General features: G+C 57.5%; 20 protein-coding genes. 11 read left to right on the top strand and 9 right to left on the bottom strand.

All coding sequences use genetic code 11. The features are described 5' to 3' along the window. Nucleotides 1–384 precede the first annotated feature (384 nt). From dnaA to VGM18_21540, 4 genes are all read left to right on the top strand, one after another. Nucleotides 385–1,758, top strand: a complete 1,374-nt coding sequence (gene dnaA, locus VGM18_21555; protein HEY3975600.1) for a chromosomal replication initiator protein DnaA — start codon at nt 385–387, stop codon at nt 1,756–1,758. Nucleotides 1,759–2,187: 429 nt separating this feature from the next. Continuing rightward, nucleotides 2,188–3,348 carry a DNA polymerase III subunit beta gene (gene dnaN, locus VGM18_21550; GenBank protein HEY3975599.1) on the top strand — a complete coding sequence of 387 codons (1,161 nt, stop codon included), beginning with the start codon at nt 2,188–2,190 and terminating at the stop codon, nt 3,346–3,348. Between the two features lie 172 nt (nt 3,349–3,520). Continuing rightward, on the top strand, nt 3,521–3,940 hold the full coding sequence (gene mscL / locus VGM18_21545) for a large conductance mechanosensitive channel protein MscL (protein ID HEY3975598.1): 420 nt from the start codon (nt 3,521–3,523) through the stop codon (nt 3,938–3,940). 174 nt (nt 3,941–4,114) lie between these two features. Continuing rightward, nucleotides 4,115–4,801, top strand: coding sequence for a hypothetical protein (locus VGM18_21540; GenBank protein HEY3975597.1), 687 nt, complete (start codon nt 4,115–4,117; stop codon nt 4,799–4,801). 125 nt (nt 4,802–4,926) lie between these two features. On the opposite strand, the gene VGM18_21535 is transcribed toward VGM18_21540, so the two are convergent. Both VGM18_21535 and hpnH read right to left on the bottom strand, forming a co-directional pair. Next, nucleotides 4,927–5,439, bottom strand: coding sequence for a hypothetical protein (locus VGM18_21535; GenBank protein HEY3975596.1), 513 nt, complete (start codon nt 5,437–5,439; stop codon nt 4,927–4,929). A gap of 105 nt (nt 5,440–5,544) precedes the next feature. Continuing rightward, nucleotides 5,545–6,666 carry an adenosyl-hopene transferase HpnH gene (gene hpnH, locus VGM18_21530; GenBank protein HEY3975595.1) on the bottom strand — a complete coding sequence of 374 codons (1,122 nt, stop codon included), beginning with the start codon at nt 6,664–6,666 and terminating at the stop codon, nt 5,545–5,547. A gap of 344 nt (nt 6,667–7,010) precedes the next feature. Between hpnH and VGM18_21525 the strand changes: the two genes are divergently transcribed. From VGM18_21525 to VGM18_21510, 4 genes are all read left to right on the top strand, one after another. Then, nucleotides 7,011–7,409: a hypothetical protein gene (locus tag VGM18_21525; protein HEY3975594.1), complete on the top strand. Its 399-nt coding sequence runs from the start codon at nt 7,011–7,013 to the stop codon at nt 7,407–7,409. Between the two features lie 186 nt (nt 7,410–7,595). Beyond that, on the top strand, nt 7,596–7,955 hold the full coding sequence (locus VGM18_21520) for an STAS domain-containing protein (protein HEY3975593.1): 360 nt from the start codon (nt 7,596–7,598) through the stop codon (nt 7,953–7,955). 292 nt (nt 7,956–8,247) lie between these two features. Continuing rightward, nucleotides 8,248–8,661, top strand: coding sequence for a hypothetical protein (locus tag VGM18_21515; GenBank protein HEY3975592.1), 414 nt, complete (start codon nt 8,248–8,250; stop codon nt 8,659–8,661). Nucleotides 8,662–8,877: 216 nt separating this feature from the next. Next, a complete protein-coding gene (locus tag VGM18_21510) occupies nt 8,878–9,588 on the top strand; it encodes a hypothetical protein (protein ID HEY3975591.1) in 711 nt (236 codons plus the stop codon). Between the two features lie 103 nt (nt 9,589–9,691). On the opposite strand, the gene VGM18_21505 is transcribed toward VGM18_21510, so the two are convergent. After that, nucleotides 9,692–10,645, bottom strand: a complete 954-nt coding sequence (locus VGM18_21505) for a hypothetical protein (protein HEY3975590.1) — start codon at nt 10,643–10,645, stop codon at nt 9,692–9,694. A 198-nt stretch (nt 10,646–10,843) separates the two neighbouring features. Between VGM18_21505 and gyrA the strand changes: the two genes are divergently transcribed. Further along, nucleotides 10,844–13,540: a DNA gyrase subunit A gene (gene gyrA / locus VGM18_21500; protein HEY3975589.1), complete on the top strand. Its 2,697-nt coding sequence runs from the start codon at nt 10,844–10,846 to the stop codon at nt 13,538–13,540. Between the two features lie 11 nt (nt 13,541–13,551). Here gyrA and VGM18_21495 read toward each other — a convergent pair whose 3' ends face one another. The 6 genes from VGM18_21495 to VGM18_21470 all read right to left on the bottom strand — a co-directional run bounded on the left by VGM18_21495 (nt 13,552) and on the right by VGM18_21470 (nt 19,773). Then, a complete protein-coding gene (locus VGM18_21495) occupies nt 13,552–14,028 on the bottom strand; it encodes a type II toxin-antitoxin system VapC family toxin (GenBank protein HEY3975588.1) in 477 nt (158 codons plus the stop codon). 9 nt (nt 14,029–14,037) lie between these two features. Beyond that, entirely contained in the window at nt 14,038–14,982 is a 945-nt protein-coding gene (locus tag VGM18_21490) for a hypothetical protein (GenBank protein ID HEY3975587.1), read from the bottom strand. 285 nt (nt 14,983–15,267) lie between these two features. Then, the gene (locus VGM18_21485; protein HEY3975586.1) at nt 15,268–15,735 is read right to left on the bottom strand and encodes a group I intron-associated PD-(D/E)XK endonuclease; all 468 of its coding nucleotides are present in this window, start codon (nt 15,733–15,735) and stop codon (nt 15,268–15,270) included. A gap of 398 nt (nt 15,736–16,133) precedes the next feature. After that, nucleotides 16,134–16,679 (bottom strand): transposase, encoded by a 546-nt coding sequence (locus tag VGM18_21480; protein HEY3975585.1) that lies wholly within the window; start codon nt 16,677–16,679, stop codon nt 16,134–16,136. A gap of 167 nt (nt 16,680–16,846) precedes the next feature. Next, nucleotides 16,847–17,539: a tyrosine-protein phosphatase gene (locus VGM18_21475; protein HEY3975584.1), complete on the bottom strand. Its 693-nt coding sequence runs from the start codon at nt 17,537–17,539 to the stop codon at nt 16,847–16,849. A gap of 239 nt (nt 17,540–17,778) precedes the next feature. Continuing rightward, on the bottom strand, nt 17,779–19,773 hold the full coding sequence (locus VGM18_21470; GenBank protein ID HEY3975583.1) for a peptidase M61: 1,995 nt from the start codon (nt 19,771–19,773) through the stop codon (nt 17,779–17,781). A gap of 344 nt (nt 19,774–20,117) precedes the next feature. On the opposite strand from VGM18_21470, the gene VGM18_21465 reads away from it, so the two are divergent. Next, nucleotides 20,118–21,074 (top strand): GlxA family transcriptional regulator, encoded by a 957-nt coding sequence (locus VGM18_21465; protein HEY3975582.1) that lies wholly within the window; start codon nt 20,118–20,120, stop codon nt 21,072–21,074. Nucleotides 21,075–21,170: 96 nt separating this feature from the next. Continuing rightward, nucleotides 21,171–21,731 carry a carbonic anhydrase gene (locus VGM18_21460; protein HEY3975581.1) on the top strand — a complete coding sequence of 187 codons (561 nt, stop codon included), beginning with the start codon at nt 21,171–21,173 and terminating at the stop codon, nt 21,729–21,731. Nucleotides 21,732–21,751: the final 20 nt, after the last annotated feature.

Genomic DNA, 21,751 nt, shown 5'->3' with positions numbered 1-21,751 from the left:
ATGCAGCGGCACCGGGAAGCTACACTGAGGTCGAGATTCCTACGAATAGCCTTCCATTCGCCGTTTGGCCGCGCAACGGACCATCCGCCCTGCACTGTCTCTGCGGCAGTTACCTCCGCGGCACTTGACAGCACCGCGCCTTCCGGTTCTGAATAGGGGTTCGCGGAAAAATTCCAGCCGAAGTTTTCCACACAACAAAAAAATTTGTGCTAGTATCGCCGTCTGATCCTGCTTTTCGAAAATGTCTTTTTATTTTGACCAATGGCGCACTGTAAATCAGGCGCTTTCCGCAGTAGCATTGATGATCCAGCGACTTTCGTGAAACGGCAGTTTTAACAGGCGCTCTCCACCAGCCGCCGGAGCGCCCCGGTGAACATTTCATATATGTCAGTTCCCAGTACAACTCTCTCCCCCAATCCGTGGGCGCGCATCCTCGATGCGCTGGAAAAGAAAATCAACCGCCATTCCTACGACACCTGGCTTAAGCCCACCCGCTATAGCCACGCCAGCGGAGGCATTCTCTTCGTTCGCGTTCCCACCGTCGAGTTCCGCCACGCCGGCGACAAATATGCCGACCTGATTCAGGAAGCCATCGACAACCTCGGCCTCGGTTTCAATGACGTCAAGTTCGTCACTCCTGAAGACGATCCCGCTTCCACTCCCGTCCGCCACGACGGCGGCCTCTCTTCCGCCTCCACCACTGCGGGTCCGTCCCAATCCCGCTTCGACTGGGACGGCGCAGCCCAACTCAACCCGCGCTACACCTTCGACGCCTTCGTCATCGGCAGCGGCAATCAGTTTGCCCATGCCGCCTGCCAGGCCGTCGCCGAGCGCCCGTCCAAAGCCTACAACCCTCTCTTCCTTTACGGCGGAGTCGGCATGGGCAAGACCCACCTGATGCAGGCCATCGGCCACGAGATCAAGCGCCGCATGCCCCATGCCGCCATCTGTTATGTATCCAGCGAGAAGTTCACCAACGACATGATCAACTCGCTGCGCTACGACAAGATGACCACCTTCCGCGACAAATTCCGCAACGTCGACGTCCTGCTCATCGACGACATTCAATTCCTCACCGGCAAAGAACGCACCCAGGAAGAGTTCTTTCACACCTTCAATGCCCTGCACGAGTCGATGAAGCAGATCGTCATCGCCAGCGATCGCTCACCCAAGGAACTCGCCGAAATCGAAGACCGTCTGCGCAGCCGCTTCGAGTGGGGATTGATCGCCGACATCCAGCCGCCCGATCTCGAAACCAAAGTCGCGATCTTGCAGAAAAAAGCGGAGCAGGAAAAAGTCACCCTGCCCACCGACGTCGCGCTCTACGTCGCCTCGAACATTCGCTCCAACGTCCGCGAGCTCGAAGGCGCGCTGATCCGCCTGGTCGCCCACTCGTCGCTCATCGGCGCCGAGATCACGCTGCCCTACGCGCAACTGGTCCTGAAAAATTTCATCGACTCCCAAGCCCGCAAGGTCACCATTGAGTCCATTCAGAAAATGGTTGCCGAACAATTCGGACTGCGGCTCGTCGAAATCAAGGCCAAGAACAATTCCCGCGCCATCGTGTACCCACGCCAGGTTGCGATGTACCTGGCCAAACATCTCACCGAAGCATCGCTGCCGGAAATCGGCCGCCAGTTCGGTGGCAAGCATCACACCACGGTGCTGCATTCCGTCGAGAAGATCGAAGAACTTCGTAAGAACGACAAAGATTTGAACAGGCTGATCAATAAATTGACCGAGCAATTAGGCGGATGATTCGCAGGTTCGCCAACGTTTTCCACGAACCAATCCAGTCTTCCTTCGCGGCGGCTGTGAATGCGATGTGGAAGTTGTGCAAGGCAGGCAGGAAATCGGAACCCAGGCCAGGTTACGCTGGCAACTCCGAAGAGTTCGGGACCGATTTCTAACATCAAGGGTTAGGCGCAAACCCGGTGACAACAGGCGAGTTGCCCCGGTTTTCCACTTCTGCGAGGCCCCTACTGCTACTGCTGGTTTATTAGGTTTTGTATTTGATATAAGCTTAGTAAAAGAAGTAGAGCACGAGAAGTAGCACAAAATTTGTCATCCCAAGGAGGGCGCATTTTGCCTGACGAGGGATCTGGGGTGAGCCGCGCAATGCGTCGTGTTTTGTGCGACGCAAGAATCGCGCGCAAGGCTCGCTTCCTTTGAAGGGGAGACGGATTTATGCCGCTCGAGGCCGCCGTTGCCGCAGGAACCGCCGCAGGAACCATGGAGATTACGGTCAGCAAGTTCGAACTGTTGCACGAACTAACCGCCACCCAAGGTGTGGTCGAGCGCAAGACCACGATTCCCATTCTGTCGAATTATTTGTTCGAGGCCGCGGGTGACCGCCTGTCGCTCACTGCTACCGACCTCGATCTCAGCCTGCGTACCTCATGCAACGCCAAAGTCAAGAAAGAGGGCTCCTGTACCATCCCCGCCCGCAAACTTCACGACTACGTGAAACTCCTGCCCGACGCCGACATCACCATTAAATTGCTCGACAATCACTGGGTCAGCATTCGCTGCGGCCGGTCCAACACGAAGATGGTCGGCATGGCGAAGTCGAACTTCCCCAGCCTTCCGGCATTTCCGACCGCAGGTGTCATCACGATTCCCGCCCAGGTTCTGCGCGGCCTGATCGCCCGCACCGGCTTCGCCATCTCCAACGAAGAATCGCGCTACACCCTCAACGGCGCACTAATGCTGATCAAGCCTGAGTCCATCACCATGGTCGCCACCGATGGACATCGCCTCGCCCACTGTGAACGCCCCGGTGAAAAATTCGAAGGCGTCTCCGGCGAACTGAAAACTCTGGTCCCGAAAAAAGCGATGGACGAACTGAAATCCCTGCTCGATTCCACCGACGCCGAGACCATCGAGTTCGCCAAAGACGACTCGACGCTCTTCTTCCGCATCGGTTCGCGCCTGCTCACCTCGCGCCAACTCACGGGACAGTTCCCCAACTTCGAAGCCGTCCTGCCGAAAGACAACAGCAAAGTCGTCCCGCTGAACTCCGACGAACTGAACGCCGCGATCCTCCGCGTGGCGCAGTTCGCCGACGAGCGTTCGCGCGCCGTCCGCCTAAAACTGGAAAAAGGCGAACTCAAGCTCTCCGCCTCCTCCACCGAAACCGGCGAGTCCGAAGACTCGATCGAAGCCCCCTACACCGGCGACCCGCTTACCATCGGCTTCAATGCACAATATCTAATCGATTTCCTGAAAGCCGCCGGCACCAGCGAAGTCCGCCTCGAACTCAAAGATGCCCAGTCCGCCGGCCAATTCCGCCCCGCCGAAGGCGACGACTACAAATACCGCTACATCGTCATGCCGATGAGAATCTGAACCGTTAGCGTATCCGCACCTAAAGCGGTTGTCATCCCGAGCCGAGCCGCATTTCAGGCGAAGAGAGGGATCTCAGCCTCAACCGGCCCATCGCGTGAGCCAAACTGCTCGCCCTTGACCATCTGCCCGCTGTGAAATACATTGGCCAGAATCGAGACTTGGGAGGACGAACATGTTAGACGGCTTCAAGAAATTCATCCTGCGCGGCAACGTTGTGGACATGGCCGTCGGCGTCGTCATCGGCGCCGCTTTTGCCGGCGTGGTTGGCGGCCTCACCTCGGCTTTCCTGAATCCGCTGATCAAGCTGGCTACCGGCGGCGGAGAAAAGTTCTCGACCCTGCAGTTCACAATACGCGGCGTCGCGTTTCCACTGGATAACTTCATCAATGCTTGCATCTCGTTCATCCTGATCTCAGCGGCGGTTTATTTTTTCGTCGTCCTGCCGATCAATGCTCTGGTCGCCCGCATGCACCGCGGCGAAAAACCACCCGATCCCACCACCAAGAAATGTCCCGAATGCCTCAGCGAAATCCCCATCGAAGCCCGCCGCTGCGCCCACTGCACTCAGCCAGTCATGGGCAAAGCCGCCTGACACTCGACTTGAATTGATCGTGTGGGGCGGGCGCTCTTGCCCGCCGCTTTTGGTGTTGCTTATTCCTGAACCGGACCGGACCAGGGTGCCCCATTTCTCGCGTCTTTTGCGAGAAGTGCGGCTTTTTGTCAGCTTTCGATCCGGTAAGATTGCAGTATGCTGTTGTCGTGCAGAATGTCTGATCGCGGGCTGATACTAGCGGCGGCCCTATTGCTCGCGCCGATCGCCGCCGCGCAAAGTCCGTCATCGTCCTCGAAAGCCGGAAAGCCAGTCAAGCGGGAGACCGCCGACTCCATTCTCGACGATGGCGCAGTAATCAACGGCGTCTATCACAACAAATCCCTCGCCCTCACCTGCAAGATTCCCGAAGCCTGGGTCCTGCGCACCGACGAGATGAACGCGCGCGAGGATGAAAGAGAAGAAGAAAGCAAAGAAAAAGAAAAGAATCCAGAAGACGCTCAGCAGCCCGCCTCCAGCGCCGGCGCCAAAGTTCTGCTGGCCGCCTTCTCGCGCCCTCCCGACGCCAAGGGAGAAGACATCAACTCCTCTATCCTCATCGCCGCCGAAAACGCTTCAGCCTATCCCGGCCTGAAAGAGGCCGCTCAATACTTCGGCCCACTCACCGAAGTCGCCCAAGCCCGGGGCTTCACTCAAGATGAAGACCCCTACGAGATTGCCCTAGGCGCCAAAACGCTGGTCCGCGTCGACTTCCACAAAGACGTCGGCTCCCGCGTCATGCACCAGTCAACGCTGGCCATGCTCTCCCATGGTTACGCCATCTCGATCACTCTCATCGCCGGTACCGAAGATGAAGTAGAAGAACTGATCGACGGACTAACCTTCACCGCACCCGCAAAATAGATTTCGAATGAGGCGCGGGTGAGCTATTGGTTTTGCAGTCGGTTTTGATCGTGTGGGGACGGGCGCATTCGCCCGTCCAGGCCGAGCGCGGCTCGGCTGCCCTGCAAGGCCGGCGCAACCGCAACTTACTCCAGCGGCTCCGGATGCAAACTCAAATCCTTCTCCCCCGCCGCCTTCTTCTCCGCATATTTCTTCATCCAGGCTTCCCAACTTTTTCCCGCCGCGGTATCGCGCCCGGAAAACGCCAGCGCCGCAATCTCCGCATATGACACCGCAACCTTCTCATTCGAATTCTTGGGATAGAGCCGCACGACAGAATCTTTCAACGAAGCCGCGGCCCGCCGGTCAAATACATAACCTTCAACCTTCGTCCCATCCTTGCGCGTGATGCTCACATCCCCGCGATAATCGAACGCCTTCTCCAGCGCCCCCCGCAGCTCGTCATCGCTGGCCAGCTCCGGAATCCATCCCTCCAGCCGCTCATGCGCCGTCCCCGGCGCAATTTCCAAAGCATCGGGATTCACATTCGCATGCGGCGGCGTAGCCTGCGGAGACGCGTGATCGATATGCCCGTCTTCTTTACCTGTCATGATTTTGTTTTCTGAAGTCGTTCCGTTGGTATCAAAAAGAACTGTCATCCTGAGCGAAGCGTGATCGCCTGAAAGGCGCTCACGCGTAGTCGAAGGACCCCATGCCAGCCGGCGCAGCCCACGGCCTATGAAGGAATTTCCAACACGCTCAGACTACGCGCCCGTCTCCTGAAGCGAACGACTCTCCGCGCCCTCAATCTGCACCAGCGGATGTACCGCCGCCACCGGCTCCTCCAGCAACCGCAGCGCTTCCTTATCGGGATAACTCGAAAACAAAGTCCCCTTCACCGTAGCAAGGAATCCACTTAGAGAAGAAAACGTAGCATTCACCGCCGAAGCCTCATACCCGCTATGTACCATGCAATTCGCGCACGCCGGATTCCCCGACTCCGTCCCGTAATTGCTCCACTCGGTGGTCGCCAGCATCTCGGCAAAAGTGTCGGCATACCCGTCCTGCAACAGATAACAAGGCTTCTGCCAGCCAAACACGTTATAAGTCGGCATGCCCCACGGCGTGCACGGATAAGTCTTCTTCCCCATCAGGAATTCCAGAAACAGCGGCGACAAATTAAACCGCCAGCTCGATTTCCGATTCGACAGAATCGCCCGGAACATCCGCCGCGTCTTCGCCCGCCCCAGAAAATGTTTCTGGTCGGGAGCCTTGTCATACGAGTAGCCAGGCGAGAGCATCATGCCCTCCACGCCCAACTCCATCATCTCGTCAAAGAACGCCCGCACCGACTTCGGATTCGCCCCATCGAACAGCGTCGTATTCGTCGTCACTCGAAACCCGCGCCGCAGTGCCTCTTTCACCGCATCCACTGCAATGTCGTATCCACCCTCACGGCACACCGCCAAATCATGCTCTTCCCGCTGCCCGTCCAAATGCACGCTAAAAGTCAAATACTTGCTCGGCTTGAACAGATCAATCTTTTCCTTCAGCAGCAGCGCGTTCGTGCACAGATAGATATATTTCTTCCGCGCCACCAGCCCCTCGATGATCTCCCCAATCCGCGGATGCATCAGCGGCTCTCCGCCCGGAATCGACACCATCGGCGCCCCGCACTCCTCGACCGCCCGGAAACAGTCCTCCGGCGACAGATCCTTCTTCAAAATATGCGCCGGATACTGAATCTTTCCGCACCCCGCGCAAGCCAAATTGCACCGGAACAGCGGCTCCAGCATCAGCACCAGCGGATACTGCTTCCGCCCCGCGAGCTTCTGCCCCAGCACATAGCTCGCTACCGTCCACATCTGTGACACAGGAACTGGCATGAAATTTAAGAAACCCCTTTGTCTCTATATTTTATCAGCATCGCAAGCGTGTAAGGGTTGGATTGTCTGAGCCCTGCTTTGGATTCTGATGCTAGGGCTTATGTGGGGACAGCCGCCCTCGGCTGTCCGGCCGAACAAAGCTCGGCAGCCCCTCCTCAAACTCCGCCCCCAAAACAATTCTCTGCAACCCCGCCCCCCTCCCGATCCTCTAAGGGTCATGCTCCCCCGGACCCATTTCGGCCCCAAAGGACTCTTGTCGATCCTCCGGAAACCCGATACTCTAATTCCCGGTCTCCAGTACGTATGGGCTCAATATGTCTAGTCCCGGTATATATCGCCCGAGTATGTTCAGTCCTCACCCCAACCTGGCCGACGAAGTAAATCGCAGCATCATCCAGTCGGAAATCGAGGGTGGCGTTTTCCTCGGAGATCTTCCCCCCTCCACCGTTCTTCAGATTCAGACCATGCACCACTGCTACACCGCTGTTCTGCTCGGCGGCAGCGAGGCCCTGCTCTCCGGTCATCCCGAGTTCTGCCCCAAGCCCGTGCAGGTCGCCATCGCCGGTTCCACCTGGGGAGGCTCCATGCTCAAGCTGCAATACGTCGGCCGCGGCATGCACCTCGAATTCCGCCACCCCGAATACTCCACCCCCATCATCACCTCGCCCATCCAGGAAATCCGCGACTGCGTCCCCCTGCCCCCGCTCGAACTCGACGCCTGCTCCCACGGCGCCCACTCCTGATCCGTCCTGAAAGTTTTGTCATTCCGAATTCCCCCAAGGTTTGTCGTTCCGAACGAAGTGAGGAACCTGCTTCTCGCCGACAGCGGCACCGCTCCGGTCGGCACGCGCTACTCGCAACGCCCCATTGACACTCCCCTCCGCACCCACTACCATTCCCGCCATCAGCCTTACGCTCGATCACGAATCATGTCCCTGAAGATCGAAACTCGCGAAGTCGCCCACGTCACCATTCTCGACATCCATGGCCGCATTGTCCTCGGGGACGAAATCGGCCAACTCCGCGACGCCGTCCGCGGCTTGGTCGCCGCCGGCAAAAAGAAAATCATCCTCAACCTCGTCGGCGTCGACTACATCGATAGCTCCGGCGTCGGAGAACTCGTCGGCAGCTTCACCACCGTCCGCAACGCCGGCGGCGAACTCAAACTCCTCAACCTCACCCAAAAAGTTCAGGACGTTCTCCACGTCACCAAGCTCTACACCGTCTTCGACATCAAAGACGACGAATTCACCGCCGTAAGATCCTTCGACTACTTCTTCGCAAAATAATTCGCACAGAAGTGATTTGCAAAGATTGCAAAGATCAAAGATCCAAAGATCAAAGATCAAGTTTGCAAAAATAAAAATTAGGTTTGCCATTCCGAGCAAAGCGAGGAACCTGCTTTCGCTTGTGCAATGGCTTGTGTGGAGCGGGCACTCCTGCCCGCTGCCTTTGACGTTGCTCTTGCCCCTCGCCATCCCCCGAACCGCTCTCGATACCTGACGACTCTCCCCACTTCGCGGTACGATCGAGTACAGAATTGTGGGCCTCGCAAGTTGCTCGTGCGGAGTAGCGCAACTGATGGCCAGTACCACCGATCGCAGCTTCTTAGAACAGAAAACCGCCAGACAACTCATCTGGACCTCCACCCATGGCTTCCATGGATGGACCTGCTCCCAGTGCGAATGGAATTACCCGCTCCCCACACTACTGACCGACGCCGAAGCCAAAACCGCCTACGACCGCCTGGCGGCGTCGAAATTTCGCGACCACAAATGTCCCGAGCATATGGCCCGCCTCGGCTCTGCCGACGACGCCGACAGCTTCACGCCGCGCATCCGCAAACTAGTCAAGCAAGGCTTCAAGCCGAAAGATGCCGTCGAACTCTTCCTCCAGGATATCGCCCTCGAATACCGCAACCAGCCCAAAGTCCTAGCTCTCGCCAAAGCCGACGCCGAAGACTTCCTGCGCCGCGTCCGCGCCGGCCTGATCTAAGAGCATGTCCGCTGGACACTCCTGTCCGCGCCCACTAATTCCACCTCCCTGGCCCCCAGTATCGCGTGAGGAGAAACCAGTTTTGCCAACGACCAACGACCAACGACCAACGACTAACGACTACCCGCGTCAACCGTTCTATCTTCGAGATGCGCCACGCGAGGTGCGCCACGCCAGGTGCGCCACGTCATCGCCGTTTCGGAGTATCATACTTGTATGCGGCATTCGATTCCGCTTACGTTCGCGTTCAGCCTGCTTTGCCTGTCGCTGATTCCTACCCCTGCCGTCCGCGCGCAAATCAACGGCGCTCCCGCCTCCGTGACCTCTCCCGGATTCGGCGGACGCCCCATCAACGGCGCTCCGCCCAGCGTTACCTCGCTCGGTCCCCGCGGCTACTCCCCGAACACTCCGCATTCCACTGTCCCCGGCGACGGTCATTCTCACCGCCGCCACAAATCAGATTCGGAATCTGCGCCTCCCCGCGTGTACGCCTACCCCGTCCCCTATGCCGTCGACCTCGGCGCTGGGGATCAAGTCAACGGCAACGATACCAGCGCCGATAGTCCCGAGAATGATCCTGACTACGATCCCGAGTACCAGGGCGGCCCCACCATCTTCGACCGCCGCGGCTCCGGCGCCGCTTCCTACATCCCGCCCGTCAGAGATGTTCCGAAGGCGCACCCCGCTGAAAATACCGATCCAGGCAACCAGGAAGACCTTACGCCGGCGCAACCCACCGTTCTCGTCTTCAAAGATGGTCACCAGCTCGAAATCGACAATTATGCTATCGTCGGCCCAACTCTTTTTGACCTGACCCCCGGACACTCTCGCCGCGTAGCCCTCACCGACCTCAATCTCGAAGCCACCCGCCAGCAAAACGACGACCGCGGCCTCACCTTCCAAATCCCATCCCAGCAAGCCAACTAACCATGCGCCACCCTCTCTTCGCAAATTTTCCTGCGGATTTCCCGAGCTTGGACAAGAAGGGGATCTAGAGCGCGGGGCGCGGGCGAGGAGGAACCTACGTGAATCACTTTCCTACGGGATCATAGAGTCGCACCGCAATCGTGGCCCCTCCCTGCTCCGTCCCGGACCGGAAGGCATGGGCAACCAACTTAGGCCTGAAAGTGGAATACGTTGTTTTCCTCTGGGCCGCCTTTGGGGCAAGCAACACTACCGTCTGCGCCAACCGATCTGACTGGATCGGGCAAACCTGATCGCCGATGTTCGTAACTTCGTCAGTGATTCGCCACGGACCCCCAAATGGCCACGAAGACGGCACGAACTTTTCATAGGACGATACCACAGTCAAGGCGCAATCAGCCCCGTCTACTGGTGTCAGTTCGCTAGCGCGCCCGGGGAGGAGGAGATCGGTAATCGGAACCATGAATGCGATAATGGCGAGAAGGAGGAGCAGACTGCGCGTCAGCGGAATAAGGTGCTCAGATCGCCTCGCCGTGGGCTCACGCTCGGACCTTTCGATTACGACGCGGTCGGCGTTGAACAGCGCAACCTCATAGTTCGCAGTTGGAGGATTAACAGCTTTGAAGCTGAATTCAATCGAGTCCGAGGAAGGTAGGTGAGGAATGCGCCATCGGAAACCTTTTTTCCAGGGACTCGCCAATGAAGATTCGACTGGCAGCGGGGCCGTTTTGCTTAATGCCGGTCGTGACGCCCAGCCGTCGATGTCTTCGGTCGGAAACTCGAACTGAATTTCTACGTCCTGAAGATGGATCGTCGACGAGTTGCGGAGAGTGAACTGGTACTCGCGGACGTTTTTGACCTCCTCCAAGTCCCTCCCATCGCTGCCGCCCACTCTTGCAAGAGTAAAACCTTCTAGCTTGGGATCAACACGTCGGTTCACGCGCTCGATCAGTGGAATCGATTGCAGCCTGCTGCTTCGTCGGCGAAGCCACTCGTTAAAGAACGCACCTGCCAGGCCGCCGCCGAGCAGGGAGGCAAGGATTTTGAGAAGCTCCATCATGCTTCCACGGGAATGAAGGGTATCACACCAGCCAAGCTATGGCCCACCATTAGTCGTGGTATAATCAATGTGGCTCCCGGTGCACATAACGCCCTATAAATACAAGCAGTTACGAGATTCAAGACAAGTCCGAAGACTGTCCGTTTTCAAATACAAAGCTGTTAGCCAGAAGCTTGCAGCTAGAAGCTAGAAGCCCCCATGGCAGACGATCAAAACCCCGAACTCCCCTTGACTCCTCCGCCCAACGGCGGCGACGGCCCCGGCGCGGCGAATATTCAACCCGTCAACATTGAAGATGAGATGAAGCGGTCGTATCTCGACTACTCCATGTCGGTCATCATCGGCCGCGCCCTCCCCGACGTCCGCGACGGCCTGAAACCCGTCCACCGCAGAATTTTATTCACCATGGCCCAGATGGGGTTGCAGCCGAATCGGGCTACGCGCAAGTGCGCGCGTATCGTCGGCGAAGTCATGGGCAAGTATCATCCGCATGGAAATCTCGCGGTCTATGACGCGCTCGTCCGGCTGGCGCAGCCCTGGAGCATGCGTTATCCGCTGATTTTTGGCCAGGGAAATTTTGGTTCGGTCGATGGCGATCCGCCAGCGGCCGATCGTTACACTGAAGCCAAACTTGCGCAAGTCTCTACCGCGCTGCTCGAAGACCTCGACAAAGAGACGGTCGACTTTCACGACAACTATGACGGCAGCGAAGTTGAGCCCGACGTTCTGCCCGCGCGCATTCCCAATCTTCTGATCAACGGCTCCGACGGTATCGCCGTAGGCATGGCCACGAAAATTCCGCCGCACAATCTCACCGAGATCGTCGACGCCACGATCACGCTGGTGAACAATCCCAACGCACAGCTCGCCGAGATTCTGAAATTCGTGCAGGGCCCCGATTTCCCCACCGCCGGAATCATCCACGGACGCTCAGGAATTTTCGAAGCCTACCGCACCGGCCGCGGCCGCTTCATGATGCGCGCTAAAGCGAAGATCGAAACTTTCAGCAAGGACCGCGAAGCCATCATTGTCACCGAAATTCCCTATCAGGTGAACAAGGCCGTTCTGATCAAGCGCATCGCGGCCCTGGTCAACGACAAAGAGATCGAAGACATCTCCGACGTGCGCGACGAGAGCGATCGCGACGGCATGCGCATCGTCATTGAACTCAAGCGCGGAGCAGAACCGCAAATTGTTTTGAACCAACTCTTCAAGCACACGCAGATGCAGGACGGCTTCTCCATGATCCTGCTGGCGGTTGTGAACGGACAGCCCCGCGAAATGGGGATTATCCCGACCATCAAATATTTCATCGAGCACCGCGTTGACGTCGTGCGCCGCCGCACCGCCTACCTGCTGCAAAAGGCCAAAGACCGCGAGCACATTCTCGAAGGCTATCTCACGGCGCTCGATCATCTCGACAACGTCATCACCATCATTCGCGGCAGCGCCAACCGCGCCGACGCCCGCGAAAATTTAATTCTTTATTTCGGCGGCAAGAAGATCGACATCAATACCACCGGCCGCGCGCCCAAGCTCGACGCCGAAAAGCCGTTCACCGCGCGCCAGGCCGACGCCATCCTCGAACTGCAATTGCATCGCCTGACCAAACTTTCCATCGACGAAATCGCCAACGAGTTGAAAGATGTTCGCGGCAACATCGCCGAATACGAATCCATCCTCGGCTCCGAGACCCGGCTGCGCAAAGTCATCATCAAAGAGCTCGAAGAGGTTAAGAAGTTATACGGCGATGCCCGCCGCACGCAGATCGAAGACGAAGCCGCCGAGATCGTGCTCGAAGATCTCATCGCCGACGAGCAGGTCGCCGTCACCGTCAGCCATTCCGGCTACATGAAGCGCACGCCCATCTCCACCTACCGCATGCAGCGCCGCGGAGGCACGGGCCGCACCGGCATGAAGACGCGCGACGAAGATTTCGTCGAGCATCTTTTCATCGCTTCGACGCACGCCTACATTCTCATCTTCACCAACAAGGGCCGCGTGTATTGGCTGAAGGTCTACGAAATTCCCGACGTCAGCGCCGCCGGCAAAGGCAAGCACGTCGGCAACCTGATCGGACTGCAACCCGGCGAGACCGTCAAGACCATGCTCGCCGTGCGCAATCTCGAAGAGGAAAACAAATATGTTTTCTTCGCCACGCGCAAAGGTCTGGTAAAAAAATCCGAGCTGCGCGAGTTTATGCACGTGCGCTCCAACGGCATCAACGCCATCGGCATCGAAGACGGGGACGAACTGGTCGCCGCCCGCATCACCAACGGCAACCAGATCATCTTCCTCGCATCCCATGAAGGCATGGCCGTGCGCTTCGACGAAAGCCACGTCCGCCCCATGGGCCGCGGCGCCTACGGCGTCTGGGGCATCGACCTGGAAGACAAAGACTATGTAGTAGGCATGGCCACGACAACCAAGCCCGGTGCAGCTCCGGTGGCCCCCGAGGCTCCCACGGCTGCGGCCGCGATCGAGCTGGCGACCGCGAAAGTGGAAGGCGACGGCGCGCCGGAAGTGATCGACGTAACCGCGAAAGGTTCTCTGATCCTCTCCGTCACCGAAAACGGATTCGGCAAGCGCACCCCCGCCGACGAATACCGCCTCACCAACCGCGGCGGCAAAGGCGTGATCAACCTCAAGACCACCGAGCGCGTCGGCAAAGTCGTCGCCATCGCCCAAGTCGACGAAACCGCCGAAGTCATGCTGATCAGCCACTACGGCAAAATCATCCGCATGGACTCAACCACAATCCGCGAATCCGGCCGCAACGCCCAAGGCGTGCGGCTGCTGAATATGGAGCCGGGGGACCGGGTAGCGGCGGCGGTTGTGCTGGCCCCGGATGCAGAGCCGAACGGGGGTAACGGCGGGGGGACGCTGATTCAGTAATAAACGGAAAATCATTTTGTTGCTGGCGGGGTCCCGCTGTCTAATGGTTTGAATAGATTACCTGTTGTAGGCACGGGAGTTGTTTTCGTAGGGGTCTCGCTAATCAAAATCAGCGCCGGGATCTTCTCGAAATGTTTCCGGTTATTTGAAATGAGCGGAATTCCGTGCCGGATCGCACTGGAAGCGATCCAGAGATCGTTCGTCGCCACAACTAGCCCCTTTGGCAGAGACGCTTTGACTCTTCCGAAGGTACGACATAGTTCGGCATCATAGGGAACGGTAACTACGGCTTTCATTCTTTCCTGCAAGTTCCGCAATGTCTTGCCCGACCATTTCTTCTTTTCTGCTCCGTAATAAAGCTCACCGACCGTGATGAAAGAGATCGCCACAGTTTTCCCCCTCACGTGTGGTCGATAGGCCTCCGCCCGAGTGTCGTTTGACTTCATCAAGTACGAGAAAACGTCGGTATCTAAAAGAACGGCATCCATCTTGAGGGGTTAGCTTAATCGACTTGAATAGATGTCCTCCAAAAACTGGTCCAAATCTTCATTGTCAGGCCATCCGCCGGCGAGGACCTTTGGATTGTCGAGCGGCTGCACCCCCTGTGCTTCTGCAAGCTGTTCCATCGAACGTCCGGCGTGGAAGTCTCTTGCCCCGATCAACAACTGCTCGACGACTCCGATCTTCTCGATGGCAATTGACTCAACTTTTCCACTGTTAGGATTGATTGTCGCTGTTCCGAAAACTTTCACTGGCTTTCGCAGTGCGGCATAAACATCTTCTTCCTGCTCGGGCTTGAATGTGCAGACGATGGGCTGGCCCAGAAGCGGATGGATTCTGCACTTGTGATCTTGTTCCTTAAAGTCCGCCATCTCCAACACACCTTCAATCTCTTCAGGTCGCGTCGAAGGCAGCTGAATACGCTCGATCACTCTGTCCCGCACCCTTTTATCGAAAACCGCTTTCACAGCTCGATGACCGTTGCCCGGAACGATCCATTCAATGCTCGTTACATCTTTATCCAGAACTTCACCCATCTCCCGCAAACTGTAAAGGAGTCCAGCCTCGAAGTGGGGATTCCGGCGTCTTCGGCCATCGCTCCCAATTTCCTTCACCGCATGAGCGACTTCCAAAACAACGTCTCGCCCGAACGTGGTCAGGTCGGGAAGCGGGAGCGACTGCTGTGGCTTTGCCAGGCTAAATGGCAGGATAGTGCTGCCCTTTTGGATCCCTGTCAATTCCAGCGTGCATTCCTGATACACGACCGCCGACTTGCGGCCGGGTCGAAGCGATTGCCCCCCCCGCATGGCTTCCGCCTGTCGATTGACCGCATCCTGGGCTGCTTGGCAGATCCGAATCAGATCTGGGACAGAGATAGCCCCGCGCCGAACGCCCGGCCCGTCGATCCTCAGCTTGAGCAGAGGTATTCTACGTTTTGCCATGTTGACCGCAGATCACCGCCTATGCACCTATGTAGATGCACTGTAAGAGCGACTGGATTATAGCTCAGTTGCGGAGGAGAGAACGTCCGCATTTCGAGGAACTACGGCAGCCTAGGGATCGCATCGACGGAAGTCCGGGTGGCCCAGGCTCTTGGTCTCGTTCAGCGCCTAAGGGTGAAATTGAAGGAGCCCGGAACGGCGCGGCTTAAAGCAGCGCCCTTTCAGAGTGCTTAGTCAGCGCTTAAGCGCGCTCTTCCACTTGGCCGTCCGCGGCCGTCGTGCCAGCTAGCGTTCGTACTTCGCCAATTCGCTTCTGCTTTTTTTCAGCAGGTTCCAGGCTTCGCGGTAGCATTCGTAGCGGTAGCAGGCTTTTTTGGCGGGTGGGACTATGGGGCAGAGCATGGCCATGGTGAGTCTGCGTTTGCCGAGGAGCAGGACGGCGGGGATGAGATACCAGGCGTCCATGGGGATCACGTAGGCGGCGAAGAGGTCGATCTGCTTGAGGGAGTAATCGGTTTCTTTCAGGTAGTTGGGCTTGAATTGGCAGAGGTATCCGGCGCCGACGCGGTAGGTGGTGGACTTGACCTGCACGCGGAGAAAGTTCTGGGCGTGTTCGATGCCGACGTCGTAGGCGCGAGTGTCTCCCCAGGGCTTGCTGACGTCGAAGAGGCGCTTGGCGGCTTGTGCCATGAATTGCAGCTCGACCCATTCGCCGCGCTGTTTGTAGCTGGTGAATCGTTCCCAGTATTTCATTGATCCCCTTTGGTCTGGTGCTCTTGCTCGATCCGCTGCCATCGGGCTTACGCGCGAGGTCCGTTCCGTCCGAGATCCCTCGCTTCGTCTGTAAAACGACTCCGCTCGGGATGACAATCCTTGGGTGACGGCCCGAACAGAATTCCGGGCAAAAGAAAAGGCGCGACCTGGAGGCCGCGCCTTTGAAATTTTCTCTATACATTCAGGATAGCAAGTTGAGAGGGGTAAACCGGAAAAATTTTCTAACTTTATATTTGCCGCCGTTCGTTGAGTTTAACCCCGATCGTGTAGTTTCTACCTATTGACAAGATTTTCACTTGGTTCCTGGTCAGAGGGTTCGCCGGATGCTTCATTCGTCGGAGTCCGTCAAAAAATCCCACACTATCAAAATCCCCACACTAAACGTCGCAGAAGGCGCGACGTTTAGTATGGGCCACCGTCTCTTGTTTCCTCAATTCCTGGGTGGCCCATTCAAGCCCTCTTTGGCTTGAGTGGGGCAGTTCTATGGCTGGGGACAGCTTCCCCTCGAGCCGTTCCCGTTTTCTTGCCGTCCATTCCGATTCGATCTCCACGCATCCCTCGTCGCCCGTGGCGTAGTGACGGAAGCTGCTCCATTCCCAGTCCTCCGGGCGCTCGCACAATCCGGCCTTGACCGGATTGCGATGGATATAGCGAAGCTTTTCCACGAACTGCGCGTGATCGCGAACGTTGAAATCGTAGTAGCGTTTCTGCCAGAAATGCTCGGCATCGCCAATCAATCTTCTGGATACGCCTTGCTTCAGCGACTTCAAAGCATCGGCGAGCACTCCGCGCTCTGGCTCGCTTATGAGCAGATGGACGTGCTCTGGCATGACGACATAGCCGTAGACACGCAGGCGAAAGCTTCGCCGCACGCGCTCCAGGGCTGATTCGAAAACTTGTCGAGTGGTTTGAGCTGCGAACAACGGCTGTCGGTGATAGCAGCAGAACGTTACGAAGTGGCTTTGTCCGGTGTCTTGGAAGCCGCTTCAGTCCCCATGGCATCAGGAAAGGGTAAGCGGCTGCGACTGCCCCACTCAAGCCAAAAGGGGGCTTGAGTGGGCCACCTATTCCATTTCGGGACACAGCTTTCCTACTTCGTTTCCTTGTCGGACGCAGGCAACGCGAAATGCTGGCAGGCGTCCGGGCTGTTGTCCCACGGCGAGCTGGCGTGGTTTTGCAGATAGTGAGTCAGGCCGGAGAGAGTCCAGCCGAAGTTGAATCCGAAATGTTTCATTTCTGCGTGCGCTTGTTCGGGCGGAAGACCGCGAAAATAAATTTCATAGAGCGTGGCAATCAGCGCCGTGCGGTCGCGCCCGATGGTGCAATGAAAATAGACCGGACGCAGGCGCCGGTCCGACAGCAGACACAAAACCTTGCGAACATTTTTCTCCGAGGGGGCGAAGATCGACGCATTGATCGTAACCGGAATCACAACGATCCCGTATTCCCGCGCTTTATGCACTTCGAATCGACTCATCAGCGGCAGGAACTTCAGGTCAACGATGTACTTGACGTGTTGCGATTGCAGAAAGCGGTAGTCCGCGTCATTCCTGGGCTCCGATCCTTTGTAAACGCCTTCGTCGATCTTTTGAAACCGCGTCATCTTGGTGCCCGGAGCAGGATGATCGTGCTTGGGGTCAACCACTTGAATCGCCTGACCCGCTGCGTGGGGAATTCCGACTGCGAATGTGAACGCAACGACAGCTGCGGACAGGACGACATACTGTTGAGCACAGGCTTGCAGATGGCGAAATTTAACGCCGAGCGATCGTCTTATTTTCATAGTGAGTGCAGTCGATGGTCATCCCGATATGCGCGTTTTATTGAACCGACCAACAGCTCTTCGATGTGCGCAGGGTTCATTAGTTTGCCGATGATTTAACGCCATGCAGAGATTTCAGACGCGAGGAGTTTCAGACACGACCAAACGATAAACAGCGGCGACGCCAGCGGATCGTTCCGCAGAGTTCAGAGCGGCGTTCAGAGCGGCGTTCAGGGGAAGCAGGTGGCCAGTGAGCCAGGCTATCGCGCCGGCGCGAGGATCGCATCCAACCGATCGGGAGTCGCCTCGACTCTCTCCAGGTGCGGATAGCGCATTCCGCCGTGATAGTCGATCGACACCGTCATAAACTCGTCGCCATACTTCACCAGCAGCCGGATCGGCTCCTTAGATTGCTGTGCAGGAGATTGCCCCGTGGCAGATTGCTTTGCGGCGATGATCGCTTCTTTCAAACCTGCCGGCGTATATTTCTGATCGTTGACGGCTTGCAGTTGCATGTCCGCCGTCAGGCCGGCTTTGAACGCAGGGCTATCCCACCACACGCTTTCCACGGCGCCATCCGCCTTGACCGTGATGCCCAGCGACATTGCGAAACTCGTCGGGCGCGTCGGATCAGCCGCTTTCTTAATCCACTCCGGCTCGACGTCGTTGTACATCAGTCGATAACCGCCCTGGCTGAAACCATTCTCCGGCACGCTCGGGCTCACGTCGTATACGCGCGCGCGAAAAAATCCCGCCCAGTCGAAAGGCTGCACCGTGTTCATCGCCTTCACAACATCTTCCAGCGTGTAACCGACGGTGATATAACTGCCGTTGTCCATCCCGAAAAAGAGTCTCGCGAAATCGTCCAGCGATTTCTTGCCGCCGCTCAACTCGCGTATTTTCGTATCGGCGTCCAGCCACACCAAATCCGACTCAGGATAGTAATCGTACCCGCGCTGCCAGTTCTGCCACACCTCCGGCTGCGCGCCGTGCGACGAAATAATCGGCTGATTCGTGGTGTCGTCCAGCGAGCGCCATGTGCGTCCGGGGCTCATTTCGAAAGCCGCGGCGATTTGCGCAAACACATCCCGAGCCTGCTCCGGCGTGCGCATGCCCGAGCGCGCGGTGAGCACGTTGCCGTAATAGTCGGTCAAGCCTTCATACACCCAGAGCAGGTCGTTGCGCATGGGAACATTAAAATTCGGAGTCCACAAATCCGCCGGACGCCGAAATTTGCCGTTCCACGAATGCGTGTATTCGTGCGGCAGCAGAGCGCGCCCTCCCACTCCTGCATCCCAGTTCCTAAAGTAGTTGGCGCGAGAGCCGTCCTCGCTCGATTGATGATGCTCCAGCCCTTTGCCGCTGACAATGTCGCTCACCGAAAACAGAAAATCGTAGTGGTCATAGTGCCGCGACTGAAAAAGCTTTTGCGCCTCGCTCACCAGATTCTTGTGATATTGCAGCTCTTCGGGCGTGATCTCGAGGTCTGCCGGTTTGTCGGCGAACACATCGAGGTACACCGGATTATCCGGCCCGGTAGAAAGGTCCACGCGCTTGAAATTCGCGCCCGCATAAAGTGGAGCGTCGATCAGCGTGTTCAGCGTAGTCTCTTTGAACTGAACGGTATCGCCGTTCTGCGATTTTACCTCCAGCGCGCTGGCGAACTTCCATCCCTCCGGTAAGTGAATCGTAGTTTCGAACTTGATGCCGCGCGAGAAATATCCCGCCGGATAGAGCAGCACGCTGTTCCAGGTGACGTCGGCGAACGTCGACGAGATCCGTCCCCGCTTCGGATCAATCGGCCCGACGTACTGAAAGTTCACGTCGAGCGAGCTCACATCCTGCGGGACGTCGATGTGAAACGCATACATGTTGACGCGGTCGCGCTCCCACGGAATGCGTTTCCCATTCGCGGTGATGACCAGACCGGCAAGTGCCGCCACTGGGTTCGACGGCGAATGCGTCCCCGGAAGCCACTCCGGATAGAGCAGCGTAATTTCGCGGCCTTTGACCGGGATCGTCTCGCGCACCTGTAGCACGCGATCCCGAATGTTGGTGACATCGACGGAAAGTGAAATAGTTCCGGGATAGGGCGTGTCCGCCGGCGCAACGATAGGCGGAGTCATCGGCGCCGGCTGGGGGCCAGCAGATTTCTGCGCAACCAGAGTTGAGGTGAGTGCAATGCATACAACCGCCAACGCTGCTGCCGCTCCTCTCGGAAGAAAAGATGAAGAACGGAACAATGGATTTGTCATGCGTATCCTCAAACGGCGGTGTGTGTTCTTTTGCCCGATTTATTGGTCAAGCCCGCTATAGCCGATCACGTCCGCGAATCTTACTTCCGCGAAATGCAGCAAGTCAATCCATGCACGAGATACTTTCATATCCGCAATCGTCAAAAAACAAACAAAGAACAAAGAAGAGGATTGCGCTGACTGTGCGTGCGACCGCTAATCCTCTAGATCACAGTTTAAAATAAGGGGTGGTTTCCTTGGTTTCGGCTATGCTCGCACACCAGCCCGCCCGGCAAAAGATAAAGACAAGGCGCAATCACGCGGATGATCGTTCACCCCACCGAAGCGCCCTACGAGTCCTGATTGTGGCTGTCCCGCCCATGCGGACCCTCGACGTATTCGGGCCGGCCGAGGTATTCGGTGATGCCAATTGGCTGCGCGGCGGAGATCCGGCATACAAAGTCAATATCATTTCAGCCTGCGCCGACCGCATGGTTTCGAACCATCTCGGCACGCCCGTACAAACGGATCGCACGTTCCGGGAATATCGCGGGGCGATCGATACACTGCTGGTCGCCGGGGGCATGGGACCGCGCGAACTGCGTTACGAACCTGGATTCTTGGACTGGCTTAGATTGCAGAGCACTCGGGCTCGGCGGTTCGGATCAATCTGTACTGGCGCATTTGTGCTGGCAAAAGCCGGCCTGCTCGACGGGCGTCGCGCAACCACTCATTGGAATTGGGCAAGCGAACTTGCGCATGACCACCCGCGCGTCGCCGTCGATCCCGATCCCATCTATGTCCGCGACGGCAGTTGTTATACGTCAGCAGGAGTAACCGCTGGCATCGATCTTTGCCTCGCGTTGGTGGAACAGGATCTTGGCAGACCTCTGGCTCTTCGAATCGCGCAGATGATGGTGGTATTTCTTCGGCGTCCGGGGGGACAATCGCAGTTCAGCGCAACCCTTGAAGCACAAACCCGCGAGAGCCGGCCCCTTGGCGATCTGCTTGCCTGGCTTCCTGACCACCTTCGGCGCGACCTCTCCGTCGAATCGCTCTCCCGCCGCGCCGCCATGAGTCCCCGCAACTTCGCACGATTATTCAGGCAGGAGGTCGGCAAAACGCCCGGCAAGCACGTCGAGGATCTCCGCCTGGAATCGGCGCGGCGTCAGTTGGAATCGACCTCACTCAGCCTGGAAGAAATCGCGGATGCATGCGGTTTAGCCAGTGCCGAAATCCTCCGCCGTATGTTCCGGCGGCGCCTGCAAACCACGCCTGGTCAATATCGAGGCTCCTTTGGGCCAACGCGACTACATCGCTGAATCGAGTGGCAGTAATCGTTGGTTGGTTGTCCGCCAACGCTCTTTCCGGCAACGATTCGTGAGTCCTAAAATCGCTTCAGATTCGAGGACATCAACATGAGCAATCTCGACTCCATGCTGGAACGTAACAAAGACTTTGCCGCTCAACAGTCTGTTGCGGGCACGCTTATGCCCTCGCTTCCGCGGGCGCTGCCGAACGTAAAGGCAATCATCATCGGTTGCGCTGATATGCGTGTAGACCCGGCCCACATACTTGGAATTAAACCAGGCGAGGCCGTCGTGATGCGTAACATCGGCGGTCGAATCACCCCAGGCTTGTTGGAGCAGTTGGGTTTGCTCGGCCGAATCGGCGAGGTTGCCGGAGAGATTCCTGGCGGCGGCGCGGAATTTCACATCGTCGTACTTCACCATACCGACTGCGGCATCACTCGCCTTGCCGCCGACCCTGCTCCGCTGGCCCATTATTTTCAAATAAAGGAAGCGGAACTTGCGGCAAAAGCGATTACCGACGCCCGCGCGGCGGTTGCCGTCGACGTTGCTTTGCTCCGGGCGATTCCCGCATTGCCCGGAGAATGGCTCGTCTCAGGCCTTGTCTACGACGTGGCCACCGGGCTCGTTGAGATCGTCGTACCGCCGGCGCGAATTCGTACGGCGTAAATAAATAGCAATAATTTTCG

Source organism: Candidatus Sulfotelmatobacter sp. (genome assembly GCA_036500765.1).
Classification (GTDB): Bacteria; Acidobacteriota; Terriglobia; order Terriglobales; family Acidobacteriaceae; genus Sulfotelmatobacter.
The sequence above is the reverse complement of the archived record's forward strand: the minus strand, read 5'-3'. Positions and strand labels throughout refer to the sequence as shown.

Coding starts and splice junctions, on each gene's coding strand:
- dnaA (HEY3975600.1), top strand. CDS start 385: ATGTCAGTTCCCAGTACAACTCTCTCCCCCAATCCGTGGGCGCGCATC.
- dnaN (HEY3975599.1), top strand. CDS start 2,188: ATGCCGCTCGAGGCCGCCGTTGCCGCAGGAACCGCCGCAGGAACCATG.
- mscL (HEY3975598.1), top strand. CDS start 3,521: ATGTTAGACGGCTTCAAGAAATTCATCCTGCGCGGCAACGTTGTGGAC.
- VGM18_21540 (HEY3975597.1), top strand. CDS start 4,115: ATGTCTGATCGCGGGCTGATACTAGCGGCGGCCCTATTGCTCGCGCCG.
- VGM18_21535 (HEY3975596.1), bottom strand. CDS start 5,439: ATGACAGTTCTTTTTGATACCAACGGAACGACTTCAGAAAACAAAATC.
- hpnH (HEY3975595.1), bottom strand. CDS start 6,666: ATGCCAGTTCCTGTGTCACAGATGTGGACGGTAGCGAGCTATGTGCTG.
- VGM18_21525 (HEY3975594.1), top strand. CDS start 7,011: ATGTTCAGTCCTCACCCCAACCTGGCCGACGAAGTAAATCGCAGCATC.
- VGM18_21520 (HEY3975593.1), top strand. CDS start 7,596: ATGTCCCTGAAGATCGAAACTCGCGAAGTCGCCCACGTCACCATTCTC.
- VGM18_21515 (HEY3975592.1), top strand. CDS start 8,248: ATGGCCAGTACCACCGATCGCAGCTTCTTAGAACAGAAAACCGCCAGA.
- VGM18_21510 (HEY3975591.1), top strand. CDS start 8,878: ATGCGGCATTCGATTCCGCTTACGTTCGCGTTCAGCCTGCTTTGCCTG.
- VGM18_21505 (HEY3975590.1), bottom strand. CDS start 10,645: ATGATGGAGCTTCTCAAAATCCTTGCCTCCCTGCTCGGCGGCGGCCTG.
- gyrA (HEY3975589.1), top strand. CDS start 10,844: ATGGCAGACGATCAAAACCCCGAACTCCCCTTGACTCCTCCGCCCAAC.
- VGM18_21495 (HEY3975588.1), bottom strand. CDS start 14,028: ATGGATGCCGTTCTTTTAGATACCGACGTTTTCTCGTACTTGATGAAG.
- VGM18_21490 (HEY3975587.1), bottom strand. CDS start 14,982: ATGGCAAAACGTAGAATACCTCTGCTCAAGCTGAGGATCGACGGGCCG.
- VGM18_21485 (HEY3975586.1), bottom strand. CDS start 15,735: ATGAAATACTGGGAACGATTCACCAGCTACAAACAGCGCGGCGAATGG.
- VGM18_21475 (HEY3975584.1), bottom strand. CDS start 17,539: ATGAAAATAAGACGATCGCTCGGCGTTAAATTTCGCCATCTGCAAGCC.
- VGM18_21470 (HEY3975583.1), bottom strand. CDS start 19,773: ATGACAAATCCATTGTTCCGTTCTTCATCTTTTCTTCCGAGAGGAGCG.
- VGM18_21460 (HEY3975581.1), top strand. CDS start 21,171: ATGAGCAATCTCGACTCCATGCTGGAACGTAACAAAGACTTTGCCGCT.